Origin of the sequence: Acinetobacter lwoffii (assembly GCF_024129355.1) — a bacterium.
In the GTDB taxonomy this organism is placed as follows: domain Bacteria; phylum Pseudomonadota; class Gammaproteobacteria; order Pseudomonadales; family Moraxellaceae; genus Acinetobacter; species Acinetobacter lwoffii_I.
In genome coordinates this window covers 1-22707 of record NZ_JAMXXP010000008.1, presented here as the reverse complement: position 1 = coordinate 22707, position 22707 = coordinate 1, and the positions used below count along the sequence as shown (strand labels likewise).

Genomic DNA, 22707 nt, shown 5'->3' with positions numbered 1-22707 from the left:
TTAAGCGCTTGCTTCAGTTGCTTCAATTTGCCTTTATGTTTTGAAATCTTTTTCAAACGTGCTTTGATTTCTTGCTTTAAAGATTTAACTTGCTTAGCCATGGTATTACTCCCTAGTAAGGCTATTCGTTAGGCTTGTGTTGTTTCACAAAACCACGAATAAATTTTCTTAATTCACGAGCAGCACTAGTATCCAGTTCTTCGCAGAGACGAATAAATTCATCACGCTCCGTACTCTGAATACGAATTAAAAGTTGTCCATCTTTCTTGCCTGTCTTTATTTTTTTGATTTTCTCGCTCATTGCTTATCTCTCCAAAATAAAGACTGCTTTGCAAAAGATGTATATACAATATATATACTTTTTAAATTAAATCAAACTTACATTGTAAAAATATTTAATAAAATCAATTTATTTTTTTTACCATAATTTCTATAAAACCGTGCAAAGCCCGTCCAGGCAAGGCTTTAGGCACTTGGCTGAATGGGCTTTTTATGGATAAATTATTTTTGCAAAAAGGCGATGTTGTGCTTAAAAATCGCCATGGCTACAGCAAGATCTCCTGCATAGCTTGAAGATCGTCCGGCGTAGTTGAACTGAAATGAGCCCGTTTAAGGACGAAACTCTTTCAGTTCACGTTGAATAAAGTATTGGAACATTTCACGGTATAGATGTTCAATAAACTCCTGATCGAGGCCCTGCTTTTGCGCCAATGCCCTAACATTTTCTACAATCTGTTCCATACGTTCTGGTGACTGCAAATCGGTTTCGGTTTTTTTGAAACGGGTGGTTTGATCAACATAAAATTGACGCGCAGCGATCAGCTCAACTAAAGCTGTATCAATGGCATCGATCTGTTGACGTGCATGTTCTAGTGATTCAGCTTTGATCTTTTCCATGTTTTTTCAGTTCACTTTCAGTTTGATTATTACTCTTATACTTTTCTTCTAACACATTACTGAAAATACTTTCAATCATCCAGACCCGATATAAGCTATTAAATGTATAACTTTGATCATCTATGCGCAGTTCCAGTACCGGAAAATTCGGCTGCGACTTCATTTCACACAGCATATCATTGTCCTGCAGCTTGGCCAGAATATCGTCCTGGGTCAGATCTACAATATTTAACTGTTGCTGCAAATGCTTGAAATGGGGTGCATAAGACAGGTCTTCACCACGGGTCCAGACGGCCTGCAAGATCTGGTACATCGCCTCAATCCGCTGCTCCTCGGGACAGCTATAAAATAACTGTGCCATTGGCGCGATCGCCTGCTCGGTCGGTCGGCAGAACGGGGTAAATTCTACGTCAGTCCGTTTGGATAAACGTGTGGCCAGACTCCAGTCAAAGTCATCTCGTCCACGATAGGACAAGGGATAAACATTCAGCTGGATATTATAATAATCCGCCAGTTCTTCCTTGATGTAAGCTAGGAGCAGCCAGGAAATCGGATCTTCCAGCGCGAGATACAAGTCCAGTTCCGGATCCATCGACTGGATCTCGTTCAGCTCTTCAGCATCACTGATCAGATGCTCACGCCATTCAATGTGATCGATCATAAAAATCGGATTACCGGTCAGCAGTTTTTGCTGCTCCAGACGCCGGGTCAGACGCAACAGGTCATCGACTGCCTGATACTGGCGACCGCCTAAATTAAAATAGCTGGCCAGAATCGGGGTCTGATCAAAAATACGTTCGGGAAAGTCCTGTGGCTGATGATGACGACTGGCCATGGCATAAAGGGTTCGTAATTTTCCGGTCTGTTTTTGCCAGAGCATATGGAAAACATCTTCCAGCAAATACAGGAAATCTTGTCCACGCAGAGGTGTATGCCGCAAAATCAGTTCAGCCTGTTTTAAGGCCTCAGCGCTCGGTAATTCCGGCGTATCATGAAAACTGAAACGATGCTGTTTTGACAGAATCTTGGCATCATTTAGGGTGTAGTGCTGCCATTCATCAAAAGACATCTGATTTGGGGGGGCTGCATGCGAACTGGAAATAATTACTTTCAGCGGCTTGAGCTGCGGACTTAAAATTTCTTCGAGCTGGGGCAGCTGCTGTACCGCCAGATAGCTGTACACATCATCCAGTCTTAAATGGATACTCAGCCCATCTTGAATAGATAACACCGTTTGACGGATTGGTTTCTGGTAAAACCAACTCGATCGGATTGGATCAAACCAACGGCGTAACAGGGACATGAGTTCGGCCTCGACAAAGATGACGGTGTGCAGTTCAAAAAATTGAATCTGTACAGAATAATCTATTTTTAAGATCGCAGAGCCAAAGCCCTGCATGGTGTAAAAACTTATATCAAGTCTTGACATACTCCCGCCACTTTCGACTAGCTCAAGTGGGGGATTCTAAAAGCAAAAGCTCTTAGGTGACTTCCTCACGGATTTCACTTGCTTTCTGCTTCACAGGGCGATCTTTACCGCATCTTCCCTCGACAGACAAAACGGTATGTCCCACCGCTAAAATGTTACGAGAAGCGTTAATATCTGCATTCTCGCTAAAACCACAACTAACACACTCAAACTTAGCCTGAGTAGGTCTATTTTCTTTTGCAACATGACCGCATGAACTACAAGTCTGACTTGTATATCTAGGGTCAATCTTAACGAGTAAACCACCTCGCCATTGTTGCTTATACTCCAACATATTGACAAGCATTGACCAACCTTGATCTAGGATTGATTTGTTTAAGCCTGATTTAGCTTTAACATTCTTTCCTTTTTCTTCGATTGAGCCTTTGGCTGACTTCGACATATTGGCTACTTTTAAGTCCTCAACTACGATCATTGCGTGGTTTTTGCTGAGAGTTGTCGTGACTTTGTGCAAGTAGTCATGCCGAATATTGGCAATATGATGATGTAATTTATTGATCCTTAAATTAAGTTTTTTCCAATTTTGACTAAATTCGGTTTTCTTTCTCAACTTGCGTTGAAGCCTAGCCAACTTTACTTGATTGGCTTTAAAACTATTGATTGGGTCAAATACCTGACCTGTTGATATTGTAATTAATTTCTTAATACCAAGATCAACACCAATTGTAGATTTTGATGGATGAATTGGTTGTTCGATTTCACGGTTAGTAAAAAATGAAACATACCAAAGCCCACAAATTTTCTTAATTGTAATACTTGTGATTTTACCAACAATTTCTTGTGATTTTTTAAATCTTATCCAACCTGTTTTTTTAGGCAAAGAAACTCGATCACCAATAACCTCACAATCTGCAAATGGAAGTCTAAAAGATTGCTCACCATCTAATTTCTTCTTGAATCTTGGCATGAGTGGTCTAAGCTCAATCTCACCACCATCAGCCAATTTAAAAAAATTGGGTTTACGTGGTTTCCGCTTGTTTTGCTTTAAACGAGCTTGTTCTTTTTTGTTGTAAAACTTACCCCATGCTTGAGCAAGATCACGTATTTTTTGCTGTAAGCAAGCTGAATATGTTTGACCAAGAAAAGAAAATTCAGGTGTTTTTTTAAGGGGTACTAATTTTTTTTCAATGCTTTCGTAACGAATATATTCATCTTTAGCAAACATTTCAAATGATTTAGCGAGAATTTGATTCCACACAAAACGAGCAGAACCTATTGCTTGATTAAGCAATATTTCCTGTTCTTGGTTAGGCAGAAGCCTAAACTTGTAGTGTTGTAAAATCTTCATTAAATCATTGTTTATAAAAGAATTGTAGTGTTTGAATTATAGCAAAAATAAGCAATAAAACCAAGAAAACATTATCTTTAATATGGCTATCGCCACTCGCTTGTATCCCCCACCTGACTGTCGGTGAGGGTCTTACGCCCGATTAAGATAAACAAATGTTCAATGTTTAACAATGGATTAGAGGTCAAGATTCAAGTCAGTGACCGCCCCGGTTTCTGCACCTGAGGTCAGTTTGGCGAATTTGGCCAGTGCTCCATGGGTATAGTTCGGTTTTGGTTTGATCCAGGCTGCTTGACGTGCTGCAATCTCCGGCTCATCCACATGCCAGGTCATTTCCCGGGTTTCCGCATTAATTGAAATCTGGTCGCCATTTTGTACCAGACCAATCGGGCCGCCATCATAAGCTTCGGGGGTGACATGACCAATCACAAAACCGTGACTGCCACCCGAGAAGCGTCCATCGGTAATCAGGGCAACTGAAGCGCCTAAGCCCTTCCCGATAATCGCAGAGGTCGGTTTCAGCATTTCTGGCATTCCCGGGCCACCTTTGGGACCAACGCCACGAATCACCACCACTTCACCCGGCTGGACTTCGCCATCCAGAATACCGCGCATGGCACCCTGCTCACCTTCAAACACGCGAGCCGGGCCAGCAAAATGCAGTCCTTCCTTACCGGTAATTTTGGCGACCGCGCCCTTCGGTGACAGATTGCCTTTTAGAATCACCAGATGTGAGTCTTTTTTCACTGGCGCATCAAAAGGCAGAATAATCTGCTGGCCTTCCGGATAGTCCTGCACATCGGCCAGATTTTCTGCCAGCGTCTTACCTGTGACCGTCAGACATGAGCCATCCAGCATGCCGGCATCCAGCATGCGCTTCATCAGTGGTTGAATTCCACCAATCGCAATCAGTTCTGACATCAGATATTTACCTGATGGACGCACGTCGGCCACCACCGGAATATCTTTACCAATCCGCACGAAATCATCCAGACTCAATTCCACTCCTGCTGTATGTGCCATGGCTAAAAGATGCAGTACACCATTGGTCGAACCACCCAGCGCAATCAAGACTTTAATCGAGTTTTCAAAGGCGGCTTTGGTCATGATGTCGCGCGGCTTAATATCCAGTCGCAACAGGTTCATCACCGCTTCACCGGCCCGGGCACAGTCAATTTGCTTGTCTTCCGATACCGCTTCCTGTGCCGAAGAGCCCGGCAGGCTCATGCCTAAAGCTTCAATCGCAGAGGCCATCGAGTTGGCCGTGTACATACCGCCACACGAACCCGGACCTGGCAAGGAAACCTCTTCAATATGCTTGACCTGAATCGCGTTGATTTCACCTTTGGCATATTGACCCACCGCTTCAAACACTGAAATCATGTCGGTATGACCTTCACCCGGTTTGATGGTTCCGCCATAAATAAACAGCCCCGGACGGTTGAGGCGCGCCAATCCCATGATGCAGCCGGGCATATTTTTGTCACAGCCACCAATGGCAATCACACCATCATAAGCCTGACAGCCGACCACGGTTTCAATCGAATCTGCGATCACTTCCCGTGACAGCAGGGAATATTTCATGCCGTCGGTGCCATTGGAAATGCCATCTGAAATGGTAATGGTATTAAAGATAATGCCCTTGCCACCCGCCGCACTCACGCCCTGCTCTACGGTTCTGGCCAGACCATCAATATGCATATTACAAGGCGTGACATTGGCCCAGGTCGAAGCGATGCCAATAAATGGCCGTTCAAAATCGGCATCTTTAAAACCGGTAGCACGCATCATGGAACGCGCCGGTGCATTTTCAATACCTTCATAAACAGGGGCAGAATGCTCGCGGATATTATCTTTACTCATTATTCTCTTCCTGGGCGATGACCGATTTTAAGTGTCGGTCTTGGACAATTTATTTTAAGGCCATTGTTTGACATACTCCCACCACTTTCACTTTATTCAAGTGGGGGATTCTAAAAGCATCAGCTCTTAGGTGACTTCCTCACGGATTTCGCTTGCTTTCTGCTTCATCGGGCAACCTTTACCGCATCCACCCTCCACAGACAAAACGGTGTGTCCCACCGCCAAAATATTACGAGAAGCGTTAATATCCGCATTCTCGCTAAAGCCACACGCAACACATTCAAAATGTGCCTGAGTAAGCCTATTTTCTTTTGCAACATGACCGCAGGAGCTACACGTTTGACTTGTGTATTTCGGGTCAATCTTAACGAGTAAACCACCTCGCCATTGTTGTTTGTACTCCAACATATCAACAAGCATTGACCAACCTTGATCTAGGATTGCCTTGTTTAAGCCCGACTTGGCTTTGACATTCTTTCCTTTTTTCTCGATTGTGCCACTTGCTGACTTCGACATATTGGCTACTTTTAAGTCCTCAACTACGATCATTGCGTGGTTTTTGCTGAGAGTTGTCGTGACTTTATGTAGGTAGTCATGCCGAATATTGGCAATATGATAATGTAGCTTGTTAATTGTGGTGTTCAACTTTTTCCAATTTTCACTAAACTTCACTTTTTTGCTCAACTTACGTTGAAGTTTAGCTAATTTAATTTGGTTGGTTTTAAAACTGTTCTTTGGGTTAAATACCTCACCCTCAGATGTTGTGACTAATTTCTTGACACCTAAATCAGCACCAACTGCGGTTTTGGATGGATGTACTGGATTTTCCAATAACTCTTTTTCACTGCCAAATGAAATATACCAATGACCTGATCTCTTACTGATTGTCACATTCTTAATTGTGCCTAGAATATCTTGTGATTTTCTAAATTTCACAAATCCTATGCCATTTGGCAGCTTAACTCGATTACCCTCAATTCGACAATATTTATCAAATTGCACCAATCTAATTGAATCGTAACCATCTGATTTTTTCTTAAATCTAGGCATCAGTGGGCGTAACTGGATTTCAGAACCATCAGTGAGTTTGAGGAATTTGGGCTTGCGTGGTTTACGCTTATTTTCTTTTAATCTTGCATGTTCTTTTGCATTGAAAAACCTTGTCCAAGCCGAAGCCAGATCACGAATTTTTTGCTGTAGGGAAACAGCATTAGAATGATTTGCTAAAAAAGCATATTCAGGATTCTTTTTAAGACTGGTGATTTTATTCACCAAATTGGTTGCATTGATAAATTCATTCTTTGCAAACATTTCAAATGACACAACTAAAATTTGATTCCAAACAAAACGCGCAGAACCAACAAGATTGTTTAAAATAACCTCTTGCTCTTCATTAGGCTCAAGCCTAAATTTATACGCCTTGTTGATTTTCATTTTTTTTAAAACTTATTTAAATACAATGTTATATTTCTTTTATTTTAACATAAAAACGAATTAAAGCTAAATTAAAAAACTTACGAAATTCACCTCCACCCTGACTGTCGGGTGGAGTCCTCTTTCATTTTAAGATAGTTTCTTGTATAAAAAAAGCACCCCATCTGGAGTGCTATTTAAATCTGTAAAATTACAAATTAGATATCACGTACCGCACCTTTCGACGCACTAGTAGTATGCATCGCATACGCTTTCAGTGCTTTAGACACTTTACGCGGACGCTGTTCAGCAGGCTGCCAGCCTTTGGCTTCTTGTGCTTCACGGCGCGCTGCCATGGTTGCATCATCCACTGCCAGGTGAATGGTACGGTTTGGAATATCAATTTCGATACGGTCGCCATCTTCCACCAGACCAATTGCACCGCCTTCAGCCGCTTCAGGCGACACGTGACCAATCGACAGACCAGACGAACCACCCGAGAAACGGCCATCCGTTAAAAGTGCGCAGTCTTTACCCAAACCTTTCGATTTTAAGTAACTGGTTGGATACAGCATTTCCTGCATACCCGGGCCACCACGTGGACCTTCATAGCGAATCACGACGACATCACCCGCAGTGATTTTGCCGCCAAGAATGGCTTCAACTGCAGCATCCTGACTTTCAAACACACGTGCAGTCCCGTTGAATTTCAGGATTGAATCATCCACACCCGCAGTTTTTACGATACAGCCTTCTAGCGCGATGTTGCCGTAAAGTACCGCTAGACCACCATCTTGTGAGAAGGCATTGGCTGCATTACGGATCACGCCATTGTCACGGTCACCATCTAAGCGCGCATAGTAACGGTCTTGCGAGAATGCGGTCTGGGTCGGAACACCGCCCGGTGCCGATTTGAAGAATTGATACACCTCTTCATCTTCGGTACGGATGATGTCCCATTTATCCAAGGCATCTTTTAAAGTTTTTTCATGCACGGTTGGAACAGAAGTATCCAGCAAGCCCGCGCGATCCAGTTCACCCAGGATCGACATGATGCCACCGGCACGGTGTACATCTTCCATATGCACGTCCTGCTTCGCCGGCGCAACCTTACAAAGAACTGGCACATTACGTGACAAACGATCGATGTCAGTCATGGTAAAGTCGACTTCTGCCTCGTGTGCTGCTGCCAACAAATGTAGAACCGTATTGGTTGAACCACCCATGGAAATGTCTAAAGTCATCGCATTTTCAAACGCTGCTTTGGTCGCGATTGAACGTGGCAATAAGCTGTAGTCATTTTGCTCATAATGACGTTTAGTGATTTCAACAATCAATTGACCCGCACGCTCGAATAATTTTTTACGGTTGGCATGGGTTGCCAGCGTTGAACCATTGCCCGGAAGCGATAAACCAAGTGCTTCAGTCAAACAGTTCATCGAGTTTGCGGTAAACATGCCTGAACATGAACCACAGGTTGGGCAAGCTGAACGTTCATATTCAGCAACTTCTTCATCAGTGAAGCTGTCATCTGCTGCAACAATCATGGCATCAACCAGATCAATGGCTTTTTCATTGCCACGGATTTTGACCTTGCCCGCTTCCATTGGACCGCCAGAGACAAATACTACTGGAATGTTCAGACGCATCGCGGCCATTAACATGCCTGGGGTGATCTTGTCACAGTTCGAGATACATACCATCGCATCGGCACAATGGGCATTGACCATGTACTCGACCGAGTCTGCAATCAGGTCACGCGAAGGCAATGAATACAACATGCCATCATGACCCATCGCGATGCCGTCATCGACCGCAATAGTATTGAATTCTTTGGCCACGCCGCCTGACGCTTCAATTTGACGTGCCACCAGCTGACCCAGGTCTTTAAGATGCACATGACCCGGTACAAACTGGGTGAACGAGTTCACCACCGCAATAATCGGCTTACCGAAATCTTCATCTTTCATGCCGGTGGCACGCCATAAACCGCGTGCGCCAGCCATATTTCTTCCGTGTGTCGATGTTTTTGAACGATAGTCAGGCATTTTATATTTCCAACAAAGTTTGAGCTTGCAATGAATCGGGCAGATCCACTCTGGCTAAATCATACTGACAAGGAGCTTAAATCAGTTGAATTTTAAACCTATCATACTACAAGCCCTTGATTTACAAGATGGCCTTTTGGGTGTAGATACAGGCAAAAATGTCTATAGAGAGATTTGGATGATCTGACGATAAAAATTTCTTAATGAAATCTACTATACCGCCATCATCATCAGGACAATACAAAACTTTCATGAATAATTTTTACAATTTGCATGAGTTTTTTTTATATAAAAATTCCACTGAAATTCAAGCACTCACCAAGCTTCTCGGATAAGTTTTTGCAACGATTAGGCTGAAATTTGGCTTTTGGCTTATAATAGCTTTTAAGTTTATTTGGAATTTCATGTGTGAAGATCATATTTGCAGGCACACCAGAATTTGCAGCGACTGCATTGGCTGCGTTGCTTAGAACCGAACATGAAATTGTGGCGGTCTATACTCAACCGGACCGCAAGGCCGGACGTGGACAAAAGCTCACGGCATCTGCGGTGAAGCAGTTAGCGCTTGAACATCATCTTTCGGTCTATCAGCCTTTACATTTCAAGTCATCGACTGAAGAAGGTCTGGCGGCGCAAGCGGAACTTAAAGCCTTAAATGCAGATGTGATGGTGGTGGCAGCTTATGGCCTGATCCTGCCACAAGTGGTTCTGGATACGCCAAAATATGGTTGCCTGAATATTCATGGTTCGCTGTTGCCACGCTGGCGCGGTGCAGCCCCGATTCAGCGCGCGATTGCTACCGGCGATATCGAAACAGGTGTGACCATTATGAAAATGGCAGCCGGTCTGGATACCGGGGACATGATGTATAAAACACTGTGCCCGATTAGCGCCGAAGATACATCTGCCAGCCTGCATGACAAACTGGCGCTGCAAGGTGCTGAGGCGATTGTGGCCGTGCTCGAATCGGAACAGACTTTACAGCACTATCTTGAGACCCGTGAAGTTCAGGATGAAAATCTGACTGTCTACGCGCATAAACTGACAAAAGCCGAAGCACAAATTGACTGGACCCAGCCTGCAGCAGATATTGACCGTAATATTCGTGCCTTTAATCCCTGGCCAGTGGCATTCACCCCGCTAGATGACGGCAACAATTTACGCATCTGGAATTCATCACTTTCCACACAAAAGGCAAGCAATGCCCTGCCTAGTGAAGTGATTGCCCTGGATAAAGATGGCGTGCATGTGATGTGTGGTGATCAACATGCTATTTGCATCACCAATCTGCAATGGCCAGGTGGCAAAGCCCTGAATGCTGTTCAAATTAATCAAACTCAAAAACTATCGGTAGGATATAAATTCGCATGAGCCAAATTCAATCATCAGCTAAAAACTTGAATTTGCGCGCGCAAGTTGTAAAAACCCTATTGGCTGTACAAAACGGCCAATCACTTGCTTCTGTACTCAATCAACATATCAACATCGTGTCTGAGCGTGACCGTGGTCTGTATCACGAGTTAACTTTGGGCTGTTTACGTCAGTGGCATGGCCTGAAAGCCATTACTTTACCTTTATTAACCAAACCTCTTGATAACCAAGCTTTAGAAAGCTGCTTATATCTGGGTTTGTATCAGATTCTATGTACCCGTATTCCGGCGCATGCTGCGATTTCAGAAACCGTGACTGCAGCCAAACAGCTGGGCTTTGAACCTTTAAGCGGTCTGGTCAATGCCGTTCTGCGTCGTGTTTCACGTGAAACAGAAGAATTTGACCTGGCTTTAAATCAGGCGCATGGTCTGCCAAGCTGGCTCTACAAGCGTTTAAAGAAAGACTGGCCAGAACAGCTTGCCGAACTGTCGCATGACTTGAAACAGATTGCGCCGCTCACCTTGCGTGTCAATGTCAACCAGGTCAGCCGCGATGAATATCTGGAAATTCTGGAAGAAGAAGGTTATGAGGCGCGTGCCTGCACTCTTTCCGAAGTTGGCATCGTTCTGGAACAGAATGTCCATATTCCGAATCTGCCAGGCTATGAAGCCGGTGGTTTCTCGGTTCAGGATGAACATGCCCAGCTATGTGCGACCTTAGTTCCTGACCTTGAAGGCAAAGTCGTGGTAGATGCCTGCGCCGCTCCAGGGGGTAAGACCGCGCACATTCTGGAAAAATATAGCCCGAAAAAGCTTTATGCGATTGATCAGGATGCCAAACGTTTAGTCCGTGTGGCAGAAAATCTGGAACGTTTACTATTAACTGAATATGCGGAAGTTGAAATTATCGCGGCTGATGCGATCACTTGGACAGCACCTGAGTCGGTGGATTGTATCGTGCTGGATGCACCATGTTCCGCAATTGGTGTGATCCGTCGTCATCCGGATATTCGCTTGCTACGTCACTCTACAGATATTCCGCAAACGGTACATCTGCAAAAGCAGATTCTGGAAAATATGTGGCAGCAACTGAAAGTTGGTGGTACGTTGCTGTACATCACCTGTTCAATTCTGAAAGCCGAAAATGAACAACAGATGGTCGAGTTCTTTGCTCAACATGCCGATGCCAAAGAAATCAAAATCGAAGCCGATTGGGGCATCGAACAGATTCATGGCCGTCAATTGTTACCGAAAGCGGATCAAGGCGACGGCTTCTTCTATTGCCGTATTGAAAAAACGGCATAAATCATGCGTTTAAAATGAAAGGCAGCCTAAGCTGCCTTTTTTATATCTCGTGATTTAGTGAATATGAGGTTTATTGAATAAACTTAAAAATCACCAGACTGCTGGCCAATGCAGCCATGCCACTGACCAGCCCATATACCGTTTCATGTCCTTTGGCATAGCGTTTTGCCGTCGGCAATAATTCATCCAGTGCCAGATAAACCATCACGCCGCCAATCACCCCAAAGATCAGACCATAGACGGTTTCACTCATATAAGGTGCCAGAATAAAATAACCGAGCGCTGCCCCCAATGGTTCGGCCAGGCCCGAGACCAGACTGGCCCAGAGCGCATAATCTTTACGGCCGGTGGCCATATATACCGGCAAGGCTATCGCCACACCTTCTGGCACATTATGAATCGCAATTGCCACCGCCAACGGCGCACCTAAAGCTGGGCTTTCTAGTGTGGCAAAAAACGTCGCCAGTCCTTCTGGCAGGTTATGTGCGCTAATCGCAAACAGGGTCAGCATACCGGTACGCAGTAATTGGGGGGAACTGACGCCCTTGGCAGAATGGGTTTCAATCGTGTCATGCGGATTCGGCACAAAGCGATCCAGCAATAACACCAAAACCACGCCCAGTAAAAAAGCAAAAGTGCCAAAGGCAAAACCGGTTTTTTCATCAAAATCCAGGCTAAAGGACGCGATCGATTTGTTCAGAATTTCGGTTAAAGAGACATAAATCATGGCACCGGCAGCAAAGGCCAGACCAAAGGCCAGCAAACGGAAATTAGGTTTTTTTAAGAATAATACCAGTCCCCCACCCACTACGGTGGCTAGCCCGGCAAATAAAGTCACGGCAAAGGCTGTATAGACTTGTCCATCTGAAACGGAAATCATGTCAAAGCATCAGCCATTAAAAAAGTCATTATCATCAAGGATGATAATGACTTCTATTTCTGGTAACAGTAGGTTTATGTGAAGATTTTTAGTCTTCTGGTTCTTCCGGATTTTTTGCCAGATGAATCACAGCCAGTACCAGACCACCCCATAATAAAACGATAGAGATGATCATCATAATTAGTGCAGATGTATTCATAGTCGCTCTCCTAGCTGTGACGGTCTTTGATCAGGCTGAACAGAATGGCACCCAGAATAAAGAATGCCATCACTCCTCCACCTACCATCCATAGGGTACTGGCAGCATAGCCACCATAACCTTCTGCCATGATCGATTTCAGGGTCAGGCCCAATGCCAGCAATAATGACAAAGGCGTGATCACCGTTAGCATGAAGTTCCAGCTCGCACCCAGTTTCACGCTGGCAAACTCATTCACATGGCCTTCCAGTTGTTTCATTAATGGGCGACGGAACCAAGACAACAGAATAATCGATAACAGACCACCACCGACAATACCGATGTTATTAGCAAAGTAGTCGATGATATCGACAAAGGTAATGGCACTATGTGTCGAGAACATCAGGGTAGAAATCACCGCTGAACCACCAGCAATAATCGTTACTGACTTATTCTTTGACCAGCCCAGTTTGTCTTGGAACGCAGCAATCGGAACTTGCAGGATGCTCACCATCGAGGTAATACCGGCAACCGTCAATGAAGCGAAGAACAGGAAGCCAAACAGGTCACCGCCTGCGCCTAAACTGGAAATGATTTTCGGAAACGCAATAAAGGCCAGACCGATACCGCCAGACACCACATCTTCAACTTTCGCACCTGAGCTGAACGCCATAAAACCAAGCGCGGCAAAGACACCAATACCCGCCAGAATTTCAAAAGACGAGTTGGCCAGTGCCACCACAATCCCGGAACCAGTCAGGTTGGTTTTGCGTTTCAGGTAAGATGCATAGGTCAACATGATCCCGAAGCCCACTGATAGTGAGAAAAAGATATGACCAAAAGCGGCTAACCAGACTTTATAGTTGGCCATCGCTTCCCAGTTCGGCGTGAAGAAAGCATTTAAGCCATCGACTGCACCAGGTAAACGTACTGCCTGAATCACTAGGATCGTGAATAAAATCACCAGCAATGGCATAAAGATTTTATTCGCCAGTTCCACCCCACGGCGTACTCCACCGTAAAGAATCAGCATGACTGCTGCCCAAACGACCACCAGACCAAAGAACAGCACAGGTACAAAACCGAGCGTCAGACCCTCACCATTTTGCAGGTAAGTATTGAAGAAGAAGCCTTGGGTATCTGTGCCCCACTGCTGTCCAAAGGAATAGAACATATAGCTGCCAGCCCAGGACAAGACGCTGGCATAGTAAATCCCGATCACCAGAGTGACCATGACCTGCCACCAACCCAAGGATTCGGCATTCATGAGTTTTTTATAGGCCATAGGCGGTGCTTTACGGAACTTGTGTCCGACCGCATAGTCTAAAAACAATAAAGGTAAACCTGCTGCGAAAATCGCAATCAGATAGGGGATCAGGAATGCCCCGCCACCATTTTCATAGGCAACATAAGGGAAACGCCAGATATTCCCCAAGCCAACGGCGGAACCAATCGCTGCAATAATGAATCCTGATCGTGCGGACCAATTCTCACGAGTTTCTGTCATAGAACACCTAAACTTTTAACCCCTTTAGATGCTGCTTGTTATGGTTATGGCGCAAGCAAAAAAAGAAGGATTTTCAATAATTTTGGGTGTTTGAATTAGAGGGCACCTTGTGGGCGTCGAATTCTAATGTACAAACAGGTCAGCAGGTCTTACATCTTGCTTAAAGTCTGATCGAAAAACTGACCTTGTAGATGATTTAACAATACTGACTTTTTTAAATTTTTTCTGTAAATTCTGCTTAAAATATTCGTTATTTATAATCTATTCGAATTAAGCGTTCAATAATTCTGCAAAATAAGGCAGATTAAACAAGTTATATATTGACAAACTTTTTGGAATATATTTTTCTTAAGTTTTACTACAGGGTCGCTGTTTCAAAAAATGTATTCCAAGACTCTGATCCAGCATCTGTTTTTAGATCATTATTTGAAGATGAAACGGCTCATACTAAGGCACATGACCAAGCCGTGATATGGGAAATCAAATTCTCTCATGGAATTTTGACCTCTTTAAAAACCGGTTTAAATATCACAAGCAGATTTAAAACAAGCTGCCTGTGATATCGAAGCGATGAGTATTCTAAACTTAGGCTTTAATCACCAGCATGCGCTCTTCCCGCATGTCGCGAATGGCTGACTGAATTCCTTCACGACCCAGACCTGAATCTTTGACCCCGCCATAAGGCATGTTATCGACCCGGAAAGACGGAATATCATTGATAATGACACCGCCGACATGCAGATGATCCCAGGCATACAGCATCTTGTTCAGATTCTGAGTATACACTCCAGCTTGCAAGCCAAAACGGCTGCGGTTGATACAGGCAATACCGGATTCGAAATCAGCATACGCTTCCAGAATTGCCACCGGGCCAAAGGCTTCATCACGGTAGATTTCCAGACTGTGGTCTACATTTTCCAGCAAGGTCGGTGCGAACATCACACCATTCAATTCGCCTCCAATCAGGATTTTCGCGTCTTTTTTCACGGCTTTATCCAGCCATTTTTTCAGGCGTTTGGCTTCATCTTCCTTGATCATCGGACCAACCAAGGTTGTGCTCAGATTCGGATCAGCGGCTTTAATCGTTTTCAGTTTCGCCAGCAGTTTGTCCTTCACTTCAGTATAAATCTGCTGATGCACCAAAATGCGTTGCACACTGATACACACCTGTCCGGCATGGTTATACGCCCCGCCAATTAGACGGTTAATCAAGGCATCGTTAATTTCGGTATCTGGCTCAATCATGACAGCAGCATTGCCACCCAGCTCCAAGACCACTTTTTTACGACCGGCACGCGCTTTCATATCCCAGCCTACAGCATCGGAACCGGTAAAACTGAGTAATTTAAAACGCTCATCGGTGACCAGTAGATCAGCCAGCTCTCGCGGACAGGGCAATACCGAAAACGCACCTCGCGGTAAATCGGTTTCCGCCAGAATTTCAGCAATTTTTAAGGCAGAAATCGGGGTCAGGCTAGGTGGTTTCAGCACAAAGGGACAACCGGCTGCAATCGCAGGAGCAATTTTATGCGCGGTCAGGTTTAAAGGAAAATTAAACGGACTAATCAAAGACACTGCACCAATCGGCACCTGTTTTACAATGCCCCGATAACCGGATGCTGCCGCAGTCACGGCCAAAGGCAGCATACGTCCCTGATCAACTTGGGTCACGGCATCTGCGGCAATCTGGAAAGTATTAATCAGACGTTCAACTTCGGCTTCGGCTGCTTTACGCGGCTTGCCCCCTTCTGCAATCAGAATTTCAGTCAGTTCTTCATGAATCTCACGAAAACGGCGTACGCAATGCAGCAGAATTTTCTGTTTCTGAAACGGCTCCAAGGCAGCCATTTCGGCTTCAGCATCTACGGCAGACTGAATCGCCTGTTCCAGTGTATTGGCATCAGCCAAGGCGACACGGGCATACAGTTCGTGGTTATATTTATGTTTGACCTCTAACCATTCACCCGTCTGAACGGCCTGACCGGCGACATATAATGCATACTCTTTCGTTTGTTGTGTGCTTCTCGCTACCATCTTATTGTCCTGCAAAATCCAAGGATATACATTTTTGAAATTCTCTATATCATGCACTTGCTACTCCATATTAAGAAGATGTTTTTAAGTAACCAGACACCTCCAATTTTAATAAAGCTTTAGGGAATAGAGCCATGCGCGCAAAAATACTCACCACCTTATTCTTCGGTTTTGGACTCAGTGCGCTCAGTCATGCAGATGTAATCGGCGTGAAAGCAGATCTCAGTTACTGGGATTTTGACGGCTATAGTCAGGATAACAATTTCAAGCATGAGCTAGATCGACAAGGTACAGCGCAGCTATCTGTCGCTGTAGAACATCCTGTGCCATTGTTACCAAATGCCAAGATTAAATACGTCAATCTGGACAGCAATAGCGAACAGAGTTCTCTTATCAATGCCTCAGAAATTGAGCTGAACAATATTGACTATATTCTGTATTATGAATTGCTAGATACTATTGTGCATGCGGATATAGGCGCAGGTTTAACCAATCTGGATGGTACTGTGAAAAACCTGACGACCGGAGTTTTCACTCAATACGATCTGGATGAATACAGCCCACTGCTCTATGCAACAGCCGGGGTTAAATTACCCTTTACCGGACTGAGTGCCCAAGCAGAAGCGGTTTACAGTCACGGCAGTGATACCCGAAAGACCGATGTACAAGCCGAACTGCAATATGATTTCATTGATAATCTGCTGGTCGATGTCGGTGCCAAAATCGGTTATCGCATCATGCAAGTGGATTTTGAACAGGATCAACGTCCAGATTTACAGCTGGAATTTAAAGGCCCTTATATCGGTCTAGATGTGCATTTTTAATGCAATACAACTGGTTAAGCTTGCACAGCTCAATTTCTCTGCGCTGATGTAAGCCAAAGCGTACAGCAATAACCGCAATCTGCTGCTAGTGCGCCACCGGGATGTGTATTACTTTATAAACATAGAGAGCAGGATGCTCCAGAAGACCTAAAAACAAGAATAACATCGCAACACCAGGACGTGAGGTACGACAGGAGTTATACCTAAATCACAAGATACGAAAAAGCCCCGACAGGATGTCGGGGCTTTTTTTCTGCCTATTATTTTATTTATCATTGCTTAACAGTTCCGAGCTAAAACTCCAACATTGTAAGAATCGCCTTGTTGTTAAGCTAAAAATCCTCACATTTTTTGGGAACAGCAATCATGGTAAAAAAGGTCCTCTTTATTACATCCAATCAAGGCATTGAACATGATGAACTCACTGAGCCTTTAAATTTTCTAAAGTCCAAAGGTTTTGAAGTCATTCATGCTGCAGAAAAAAATGAAGATGTCGCGACGGTCAAAGGTGATACCAAAGCTGCCACCCAATATACGCCGGATACCAGTCTTGAACACGTCGATCTGAATGATTATGATCTTTTGGTGATTCCCGGCGGTACAGTCAATGCGGATACCTTGAGAATCAATCAGGATGCGCAAAAAATCATTCAGCATTTTGCCGACAATCACAAACCGATTGCCGCAATCTGTCATGGGCCATGGACCCTGATTGATGCACAGCGCATCAAAGACAAGAATCTGACCTCATATAAGAGCATCAAGCTAGATCTGGAAAATGCCGGCGGGAAATGGGTCGACGAAGAAGTCCACCGCTGCAATACAGGTGACTGGGTACTGATTACTTCACGCAATCCGGACGATTTACCGGCTTTCAATGAAGCGATCTTAAAAGAGCTTGAAGGCGAAGCTGCCTAAGCTCCTACACTAAAAAAAGAACCTCAGCATTGAGGTTCTTTTTTTATATTCAGACACCTCCGGCCAGACTTTTCAGATAAGCCACCACCTCTTTATTGCCTGCCATTTCAGCCAGCTCTAAAGCTGTATGTGGACTGCGATGTGCAATATCTGCACCCTTGCTGACCAGAAGTTTGACCACGTCCAGATGATCATTTTCAGCAGCGGCTTGTAGGGCGCTATAGCCTTCTTCATCGGCTGAGTTGACGTCCAGACCTTCCTGTAAGCCCTCTTCGACCTGTTCAACATCGCCTAAAGATGCCCAGTACACCAGTTCAGGAAGATGTAATTCGTCATCATCTTCAGGGATTGGGGAGAATGAGTTGAGTTTCATAAATAGTTTACTCACTTAAATAATGAATCTTATATTCATTTTGCTTTTTCAAATAATCCTACCAATTTTCTTCTTCGATCTCTATATAAAGCAATATCTTGTTGTAAGTTAACTTTATCTTTAGGTTCTTTTGGAGTGAGGGGTATTTTCTTAGATAAATCATGGATTCCATTTTTTATTAAACTCGCATCATTTATATTTATATTTCTAATTAATTCTTCAATTTCCTCATGTACTTGCTCTATCTTTGGAGTGATTTCAGTTACAGGCACTCCTAACTCAGCACTTCTTTTAGTACTTTCTAATTGAGATAATATTTTATGTAATGAGCCTATTATCCCGGTTCTGGCCTCTAATCTAATCACATCTTCATGTTTTGCTTTTGTAGAAAATTGAACTTCAGAAACAATATATTCTGCTAATCTTTTTGAATCACTATAGATGAGGGCTACACCTTGTCGTAAATCTGGATAATTAGAAACTGCCTGTAATAGTATACCGATTGCACCAAAAACAGTGATCCTAGCTTTTAAAGATCCTTCTTCAAATTCAACTTTTATTGACATATCTGGATGAAGATAGAATGCAGTTCTAGTTTCAACAAATTTTTGAATATGTTCTTTAAATACTAATAAATCTTGCTTAGAATCCAAACCTTTTGGTTCAACATGTATATATGCTTGACTCAAAATATTTTTATCAATGTAATCAGCCACTTTTATCTCTTTTTTACAATAATTTTCTATAAATATATAATTTATTTTTTAATATATCAATAACTTAGAAAATACTTAAATTAAGTATATAAATAAAAGCCCCCTTTCGGAGGCTTCTTATTTAAAAACTTAGCTTTAAGCTTTAGACACTGCGGGTTCAATTGAACCAATTTTTTCAGACTCATTGTCATGCATGATCAACGCAACCGCAATTGCAGTAATCAGAACCGGCAAACCGACTGCCATAAAGTTGAAGTAAGCAGGCAGGTTCATTCCCAGTAAGCCACCAATCAGGATCGGCCCTACAATCGCGCCCATACGACCGATCGCAGAAGACCAGCCAATACCTGTCGAACGTACTGCAAGTGGGTAGAACTGCGCAACATAGCTATATAGCAACATTTGTGAACCAATCGACGCTGCACCCGCCAGGAATACCAGGATGTAAAGTAAGAATTGGTTAGATGCAAAGCCCATTGAGCTCATCACAATCGCACCCATCATACCGAGGAACATCAGTACCGGTTTCAGGTGGAAACGATCCGCGAGAATACCACCACCGACAATACCCACAACCGCACCAACGTTCATCACCATCATGAACATCAAGCTGTTGTCCATCGAGTAGCCTGCTGCCATCATTAATTTCGGTAACCAGCTGCTCAGTGCATACATGGTTAACAGACAAGTAAAGAACGCGACCCAGAACAGTAAAGTATTGACCGCACGACCACGACGGAACAAACTCACCACGTTAGCGGCTTCAGGCACATTTTCCTGTGGCAAAGTGAAAGTTGTATTCTCGGTAACTGTCAGATTTGGCGCCAAGCGACGTACAATACGACGAGCTTCAGGCTGCTTGTTCTGCTTCACAATAAATGCGAGCGACTCAGGCAGGAATTTCCAGATCACTGGTAATAAAAACAGTGGAATACCCGCGATAAAGAACATGATTTGCCAACCAAAACTTGGCGTGAACCATGAACCCAATAATGCAGCCATTACGCCACCGACTGCATAACCACTAAACATGGTGGTCACCAGCGTACTACGCATTTTTTGTGGAGCATATTCCGAAGTCAATGCCACCAGATTCGGCATGACCCCACCAATACCCAGACCGGCAAGAAAACGTAAAATACCGAATTCGGTTGGATTTGAGGCAAAGCCACCCGCAAAAGTTAAACCACTGAATAATACAATACAGATCATGATCACTTTCTTACGACCGATCTTGTCCGCGAGGGAACCGAAGATCATCGCACCAAACATCATGCCAGCCAGTGCGGTACTTGCAAGCATGCCCGCTTGCACTGCACTTAAGCCCCAGTCTTGCATCAGTAAGGGTAAAACCACACCATTGATTGCTAAATCGTAGCCATCAAATAAGATAATGAGTAAACACCAAGCAACTACATTGAAGTGGAAAGGCGTGAATTTCGCATTATCGACTACAGAATTTACATCTATTTTTTCCGTTGTCATCGTTCTCATCTCCCATGAGTACTTGTCCATAACATCTTTGTTGAAGATTGAAGGCAATCTTCAATGTCAGGCAATATACGCAAGCGGGATTTAAGGCACAATAAGACTAATTGATATTCTGCTATGCTCTCGGAAATGTCATTTATTTGCGTGATATGTCACACTATTATTAGTATAAACTTTTGAATAATTGATGTTTATTTTTTAATTCGTCCAATATTTAAGCTCTTTTAATCCGCTTATTCTTTTGACCAATTGAATATTGATTTAATTTCATACTAAAGATATGAAAAAGCCCCTTTAAGTAAGGAGCTTTTTAACTGAGTAGGTCAATTACGAGAGTTTAAATTTTGGCTGTTTTTAATTTTTTCACCATAACGCGACCCGGTTGTGGCTTACGAATCATTGAAATAGCGATGATGCCAATAATACCTGGCATTGCCACCGCGATAAAGTTCCATTTATGTGGTAACTCCATACCAAGTAGCATACCAATCACGATTGGACCAACGATTGCACCTGTACGCCCTACAGCAGAAGCCCAACCAATACCAGTAGAACGTACTGCAACAGGATAGTATTGAGCAACATAGCTATATAGCAAGATACTGGTACCAATAGATGAGGCACCTGCTAAACTCACAAGTAAATAAATAACAGGGGTTGGAGAATTAAAGCCCAAACCAACCAAAGATAGTACACCGACAGTTAACATACTCATAAGAACAGGCTTAAAGTCAAAACGGTCTGCCAAAATACCACCGCTAATGGTTCCGATCACGGCACCAATATTCAGTGCTAATAAGAATATTAAACTGCTGCCTAAAGAATATCCCGCTGCCATCATCAGTTTTGGTAGCCAGCTTCCAAGTGCGTAAAGCATGAGTAAGCACATAAAGAAAGCAATCCAAAATAAGAATGTTCCTGTGGCACGATTTTCTGTAAATAAAGCTTTTACTGATGCACTTTGGGTCTGATCAGCGCTAGCTAGAACCAATTCAGTATCTGCTTGTATGTCTGCAGTTGGCTCGACTTGCTTTATAAAACGACGTGCTTCATTCACTTTTTGTTCTTTAACGAGGAAAGTTAAAGACTCAGGTAAGAACTTCCAAAACAATGGAACAAAAAGTAAGGGAATACCTGCAATGAAGAACATAATTTCCCAACCAAAACTTGGGGTAAACCATGTACCACATAATGCAGCCATAATCCCACCTACGGCATAACCACTAAACATGGTGGTTACCAGTGTACTTTTTAAACGTTTAGGTGCATATTCAGACGTTAGAGCGACTAAGTTTGGTAATACACCACCAATCCCTAAACCAGCAATAAAACGTAAAATACCAAACTCTGTTGGAGTGGTGGTAAATCCACCCAAAAATGTAAAAGCACTAAATAAAGTGACACAAATTAAAATCACTTTTTTACGACCGATTTTGTCTGCAAGCATCCCAAACAGCATGGCACCAAACATCATGCCAGCGAGTGCTGTACTTGCAAGCATGCCTGCTTGAACAGCACTCATGCCCCACTCTTGCATAAGTAGAGGCAGAACGACACCGTTAATTGCTAAATCATATCCGTCAAATAGGACAATAAACAAACACCATAATACAATGCTTAAGTGAAATTTAGTGAATTTTGCCTGATCAATCACATCATTCACACTTACAGTGTTTGCTACTCGCTTCATGTTTTCTGCCATTTTTACTCACCTCCTGTGAGTTTTTTTCGTTGTTTTCAGCACGACACATGACCCTAACTCTTATTTATTATTTTTAATGATTCTTATCGCCATGTCTTCGCAACAACTTAGTTCAACACAGCTACTTTTCATGCAATATCCGACTAAAGTCTTACTTATTCCTTAAAAATCTAAACCCATGAGTCTAGTTTTTAATCAATATTCAACAATTCCAAGAGCTATTTGACCAAAACCCACGCATAAAAAAAACACCCCTGGCCTTATGGTCGGGGGTGTTTTGGAATAATGAGCTGGCGATGACTTACTCTCACATGGGTAACCCCACACTACCATCAGCGCTAAGAGGTTTCACTTCTGAGTTCGGGAAGGGATCAGGTGGTTCACTCTTGCTATGGTCGCCAGCACAACTGT

19 protein-coding genes and 1 rRNA gene are annotated in these 22707 nt (G+C 43.5%); 4 read left to right on the top strand and 16 right to left on the bottom strand.

From position 1 onward, the window contains the following. Positions 1 to 121: 121 nt before the first annotated feature. The 7 genes from NI468_RS06355 to ilvD (NI468_RS06325) form a co-directional block, all read right to left on the bottom strand. Positions 122 to 301 (bottom strand): hypothetical protein, encoded by a 180-nt coding sequence (locus NI468_RS06355; protein WP_004647684.1) that lies wholly within the window; start codon positions 299 to 301, stop codon positions 122 to 124. 308 nt (positions 302 to 609) lie between these two features. Continuing rightward, positions 610 to 897: a chorismate mutase gene (locus NI468_RS06350; protein WP_004647685.1), complete on the bottom strand. Its 288-nt coding sequence runs from the start codon at positions 895 to 897 to the stop codon at positions 610 to 612. Next, positions 878 to 2200, bottom strand: a complete 1323-nt coding sequence (locus NI468_RS06345; RefSeq protein ID WP_253100863.1) for a hypothetical protein — start codon at positions 2198 to 2200, stop codon at positions 878 to 880. The genes NI468_RS06350 and NI468_RS06345 overlap by 20 nt, the downstream gene beginning before the upstream one ends. Before the next feature lie 178 nt (positions 2201 to 2378). Next, positions 2379 to 3674 carry an RNA-guided endonuclease InsQ/TnpB family protein gene (locus NI468_RS06340; RefSeq protein WP_004647687.1) on the bottom strand — a complete coding sequence of 432 codons (1296 nt, stop codon included), beginning with the start codon at positions 3672 to 3674 and terminating at the stop codon, positions 2379 to 2381. Positions 3675 to 3851: 177 nt separating this feature from the next. Further along, positions 3852 to 5537: a dihydroxy-acid dehydratase gene (ilvD, locus tag NI468_RS06335; RefSeq protein WP_004647688.1), complete on the bottom strand. Its 1686-nt coding sequence runs from the start codon at positions 5535 to 5537 to the stop codon at positions 3852 to 3854. A 126-nt stretch (positions 5538 to 5663) separates the two neighbouring features. Next, positions 5664 to 6971, bottom strand: coding sequence for an RNA-guided endonuclease InsQ/TnpB family protein (locus NI468_RS06330; protein WP_253100724.1), 1308 nt, complete (start codon positions 6969 to 6971; stop codon positions 5664 to 5666). 197 nt (positions 6972 to 7168) lie between these two features. Continuing rightward, positions 7169 to 8998, bottom strand: a complete 1830-nt coding sequence (ilvD, locus tag NI468_RS06325) for a dihydroxy-acid dehydratase (protein WP_026055737.1) — start codon at positions 8996 to 8998, stop codon at positions 7169 to 7171. Between the two features lie 408 nt (positions 8999 to 9406). On the opposite strand from ilvD (NI468_RS06325), the gene fmt reads away from it, so the two are divergent. Both fmt and rsmB read left to right on the top strand, forming a co-directional pair. After that, positions 9407 to 10369, top strand: a complete 963-nt coding sequence (fmt, locus tag NI468_RS06320) for a methionyl-tRNA formyltransferase (protein WP_004647691.1) — start codon at positions 9407 to 9409, stop codon at positions 10367 to 10369. Next, the gene (rsmB, locus tag NI468_RS06315; RefSeq protein ID WP_004647692.1) at positions 10366 to 11673 is read left to right on the top strand and encodes a 16S rRNA (cytosine(967)-C(5))-methyltransferase RsmB; all 1308 of its coding nucleotides are present in this window, start codon (positions 10366 to 10368) and stop codon (positions 11671 to 11673) included. The genes fmt and rsmB overlap by 4 nt, the downstream gene beginning before the upstream one ends. 70 nt (positions 11674 to 11743) lie before the next feature. Here the strand turns inward: rsmB and zupT are convergent, their stop codons facing one another. The 4 genes from zupT to NI468_RS06295 all read right to left on the bottom strand — a co-directional run bounded on the left by zupT (position 11744) and on the right by NI468_RS06295 (position 16272). Further along, entirely contained in the window at positions 11744 to 12553 is an 810-nt protein-coding gene (gene zupT / locus NI468_RS06310) for a zinc transporter ZupT (RefSeq protein WP_005268208.1), read from the bottom strand. An 88-nt stretch (positions 12554 to 12641) separates the two neighbouring features. Then, positions 12642 to 12752: a methionine/alanine import family NSS transporter small subunit gene (locus tag NI468_RS06305; protein WP_004647694.1), complete on the bottom strand. Its 111-nt coding sequence runs from the start codon at positions 12750 to 12752 to the stop codon at positions 12642 to 12644. A gap of 10 nt (positions 12753 to 12762) precedes the next feature. Beyond that, positions 12763 to 14238: a sodium-dependent transporter gene (locus NI468_RS06300; RefSeq protein WP_180075603.1), complete on the bottom strand. Its 1476-nt coding sequence runs from the start codon at positions 14236 to 14238 to the stop codon at positions 12763 to 12765. A 585-nt stretch (positions 14239 to 14823) separates the two neighbouring features. Next, entirely contained in the window at positions 14824 to 16272 is a 1449-nt protein-coding gene (locus tag NI468_RS06295) for an aldehyde dehydrogenase family protein (RefSeq protein ID WP_253100721.1), read from the bottom strand. Between the two features lie 134 nt (positions 16273 to 16406). Between NI468_RS06295 and NI468_RS06290 the strand changes: the two genes are divergently transcribed. Then, positions 16407 to 17096 carry a TIGR04219 family outer membrane beta-barrel protein gene (locus NI468_RS06290; protein WP_253100718.1) on the top strand — a complete coding sequence of 230 codons (690 nt, stop codon included), beginning with the start codon at positions 16407 to 16409 and terminating at the stop codon, positions 17094 to 17096. 366 nt (positions 17097 to 17462) lie between these two features. Further along, entirely contained in the window at positions 17463 to 18014 is a 552-nt protein-coding gene (locus NI468_RS06285; protein ID WP_005245514.1) for a type 1 glutamine amidotransferase domain-containing protein, read from the top strand. Between the two features lie 49 nt (positions 18015 to 18063). Here the strand turns inward: NI468_RS06285 and NI468_RS06280 are convergent, their stop codons facing one another. The 5 genes from NI468_RS06280 to rrf form a co-directional block, all read right to left on the bottom strand. Then, positions 18064 to 18387, bottom strand: a complete 324-nt coding sequence (locus NI468_RS06280; RefSeq protein ID WP_253100715.1) for an ankyrin repeat domain-containing protein — start codon at positions 18385 to 18387, stop codon at positions 18064 to 18066. 35 nt (positions 18388 to 18422) lie between these two features. After that, positions 18423 to 19103, bottom strand: a complete 681-nt coding sequence (locus NI468_RS06275; RefSeq protein ID WP_253100713.1) for a hypothetical protein — start codon at positions 19101 to 19103, stop codon at positions 18423 to 18425. A gap of 135 nt (positions 19104 to 19238) precedes the next feature. After that, positions 19239 to 20588: an aromatic acid/H+ symport family MFS transporter gene (locus tag NI468_RS06270; RefSeq protein ID WP_004647700.1), complete on the bottom strand. Its 1350-nt coding sequence runs from the start codon at positions 20586 to 20588 to the stop codon at positions 19239 to 19241. A 343-nt stretch (positions 20589 to 20931) separates the two neighbouring features. Continuing rightward, on the bottom strand, positions 20932 to 22296 hold the full coding sequence (locus NI468_RS06265) for an MFS transporter (protein ID WP_253100711.1): 1365 nt from the start codon (positions 22294 to 22296) through the stop codon (positions 20932 to 20934). A gap of 288 nt (positions 22297 to 22584) precedes the next feature. Further along, a 5S ribosomal RNA gene (gene rrf / locus NI468_RS06260) occupies positions 22585 to 22699 on the bottom strand. Between the last annotated feature and the right edge of the window lie 8 nt (positions 22700 to 22707).

Excerpts from the sequence above, each read along its gene's own strand:
- NI468_RS06355 (WP_004647684.1), bottom strand. The coding sequence starts at position 301 with ATGAGCGAGAAAATCAAAAAAATAAAGACAGGCAAGAAAGATGGACAA.
- NI468_RS06295 (WP_253100721.1), bottom strand. The coding sequence starts at position 16,272 with ATGGTAGCGAGAAGCACACAACAAACGAAAGAGTATGCATTATATGTC.
- ilvD (WP_026055737.1), bottom strand. The coding sequence starts at position 8,998 with ATGCCTGACTATCGTTCAAAAACATCGACACACGGAAGAAATATGGCT.
- zupT (WP_005268208.1), bottom strand. The coding sequence starts at position 12,553 with ATGATTTCCGTTTCAGATGGACAAGTCTATACAGCCTTTGCCGTGACT.
- NI468_RS06330 (WP_253100724.1), bottom strand. The coding sequence starts at position 6,971 with ATGAAAATCAACAAGGCGTATAAATTTAGGCTTGAGCCTAATGAAGAG.
- NI468_RS06345 (WP_253100863.1), bottom strand. The coding sequence starts at position 2,200 with ATGTCCCTGTTACGCCGTTGGTTTGATCCAATCCGATCGAGTTGGTTT.
- NI468_RS06270 (WP_004647700.1), bottom strand. The coding sequence starts at position 20,588 with ATGACAACGGAAAAAATAGATGTAAATTCTGTAGTCGATAATGCGAAA.
- NI468_RS06285 (WP_005245514.1), top strand. The coding sequence starts at position 17,463 with ATGGTAAAAAAGGTCCTCTTTATTACATCCAATCAAGGCATTGAACAT.
- NI468_RS06305 (WP_004647694.1), bottom strand. The coding sequence starts at position 12,752 with ATGAATACATCTGCACTAATTATGATGATCATCTCTATCGTTTTATTA.
- ilvD (WP_004647688.1), bottom strand. The coding sequence starts at position 5,537 with ATGAGTAAAGATAATATCCGCGAGCATTCTGCCCCTGTTTATGAAGGT.
- NI468_RS06340 (WP_004647687.1), bottom strand. The coding sequence starts at position 3,674 with ATGAAGATTTTACAACACTACAAGTTTAGGCTTCTGCCTAACCAAGAA.
- NI468_RS06290 (WP_253100718.1), top strand. The coding sequence starts at position 16,407 with ATGCGCGCAAAAATACTCACCACCTTATTCTTCGGTTTTGGACTCAGT.
- NI468_RS06280 (WP_253100715.1), bottom strand. The coding sequence starts at position 18,387 with ATGAAACTCAACTCATTCTCCCCAATCCCTGAAGATGATGACGAATTA.
- NI468_RS06300 (WP_180075603.1), bottom strand. The coding sequence starts at position 14,238 with ATGACAGAAACTCGTGAGAATTGGTCCGCACGATCAGGATTCATTATT.
- NI468_RS06350 (WP_004647685.1), bottom strand. The coding sequence starts at position 897 with ATGGAAAAGATCAAAGCTGAATCACTAGAACATGCACGTCAACAGATC.
- NI468_RS06265 (WP_253100711.1), bottom strand. The coding sequence starts at position 22,296 with ATGGCAGAAAACATGAAGCGAGTAGCAAACACTGTAAGTGTGAATGAT.
- rsmB (WP_004647692.1), top strand. The coding sequence starts at position 10,366 with ATGAGCCAAATTCAATCATCAGCTAAAAACTTGAATTTGCGCGCGCAA.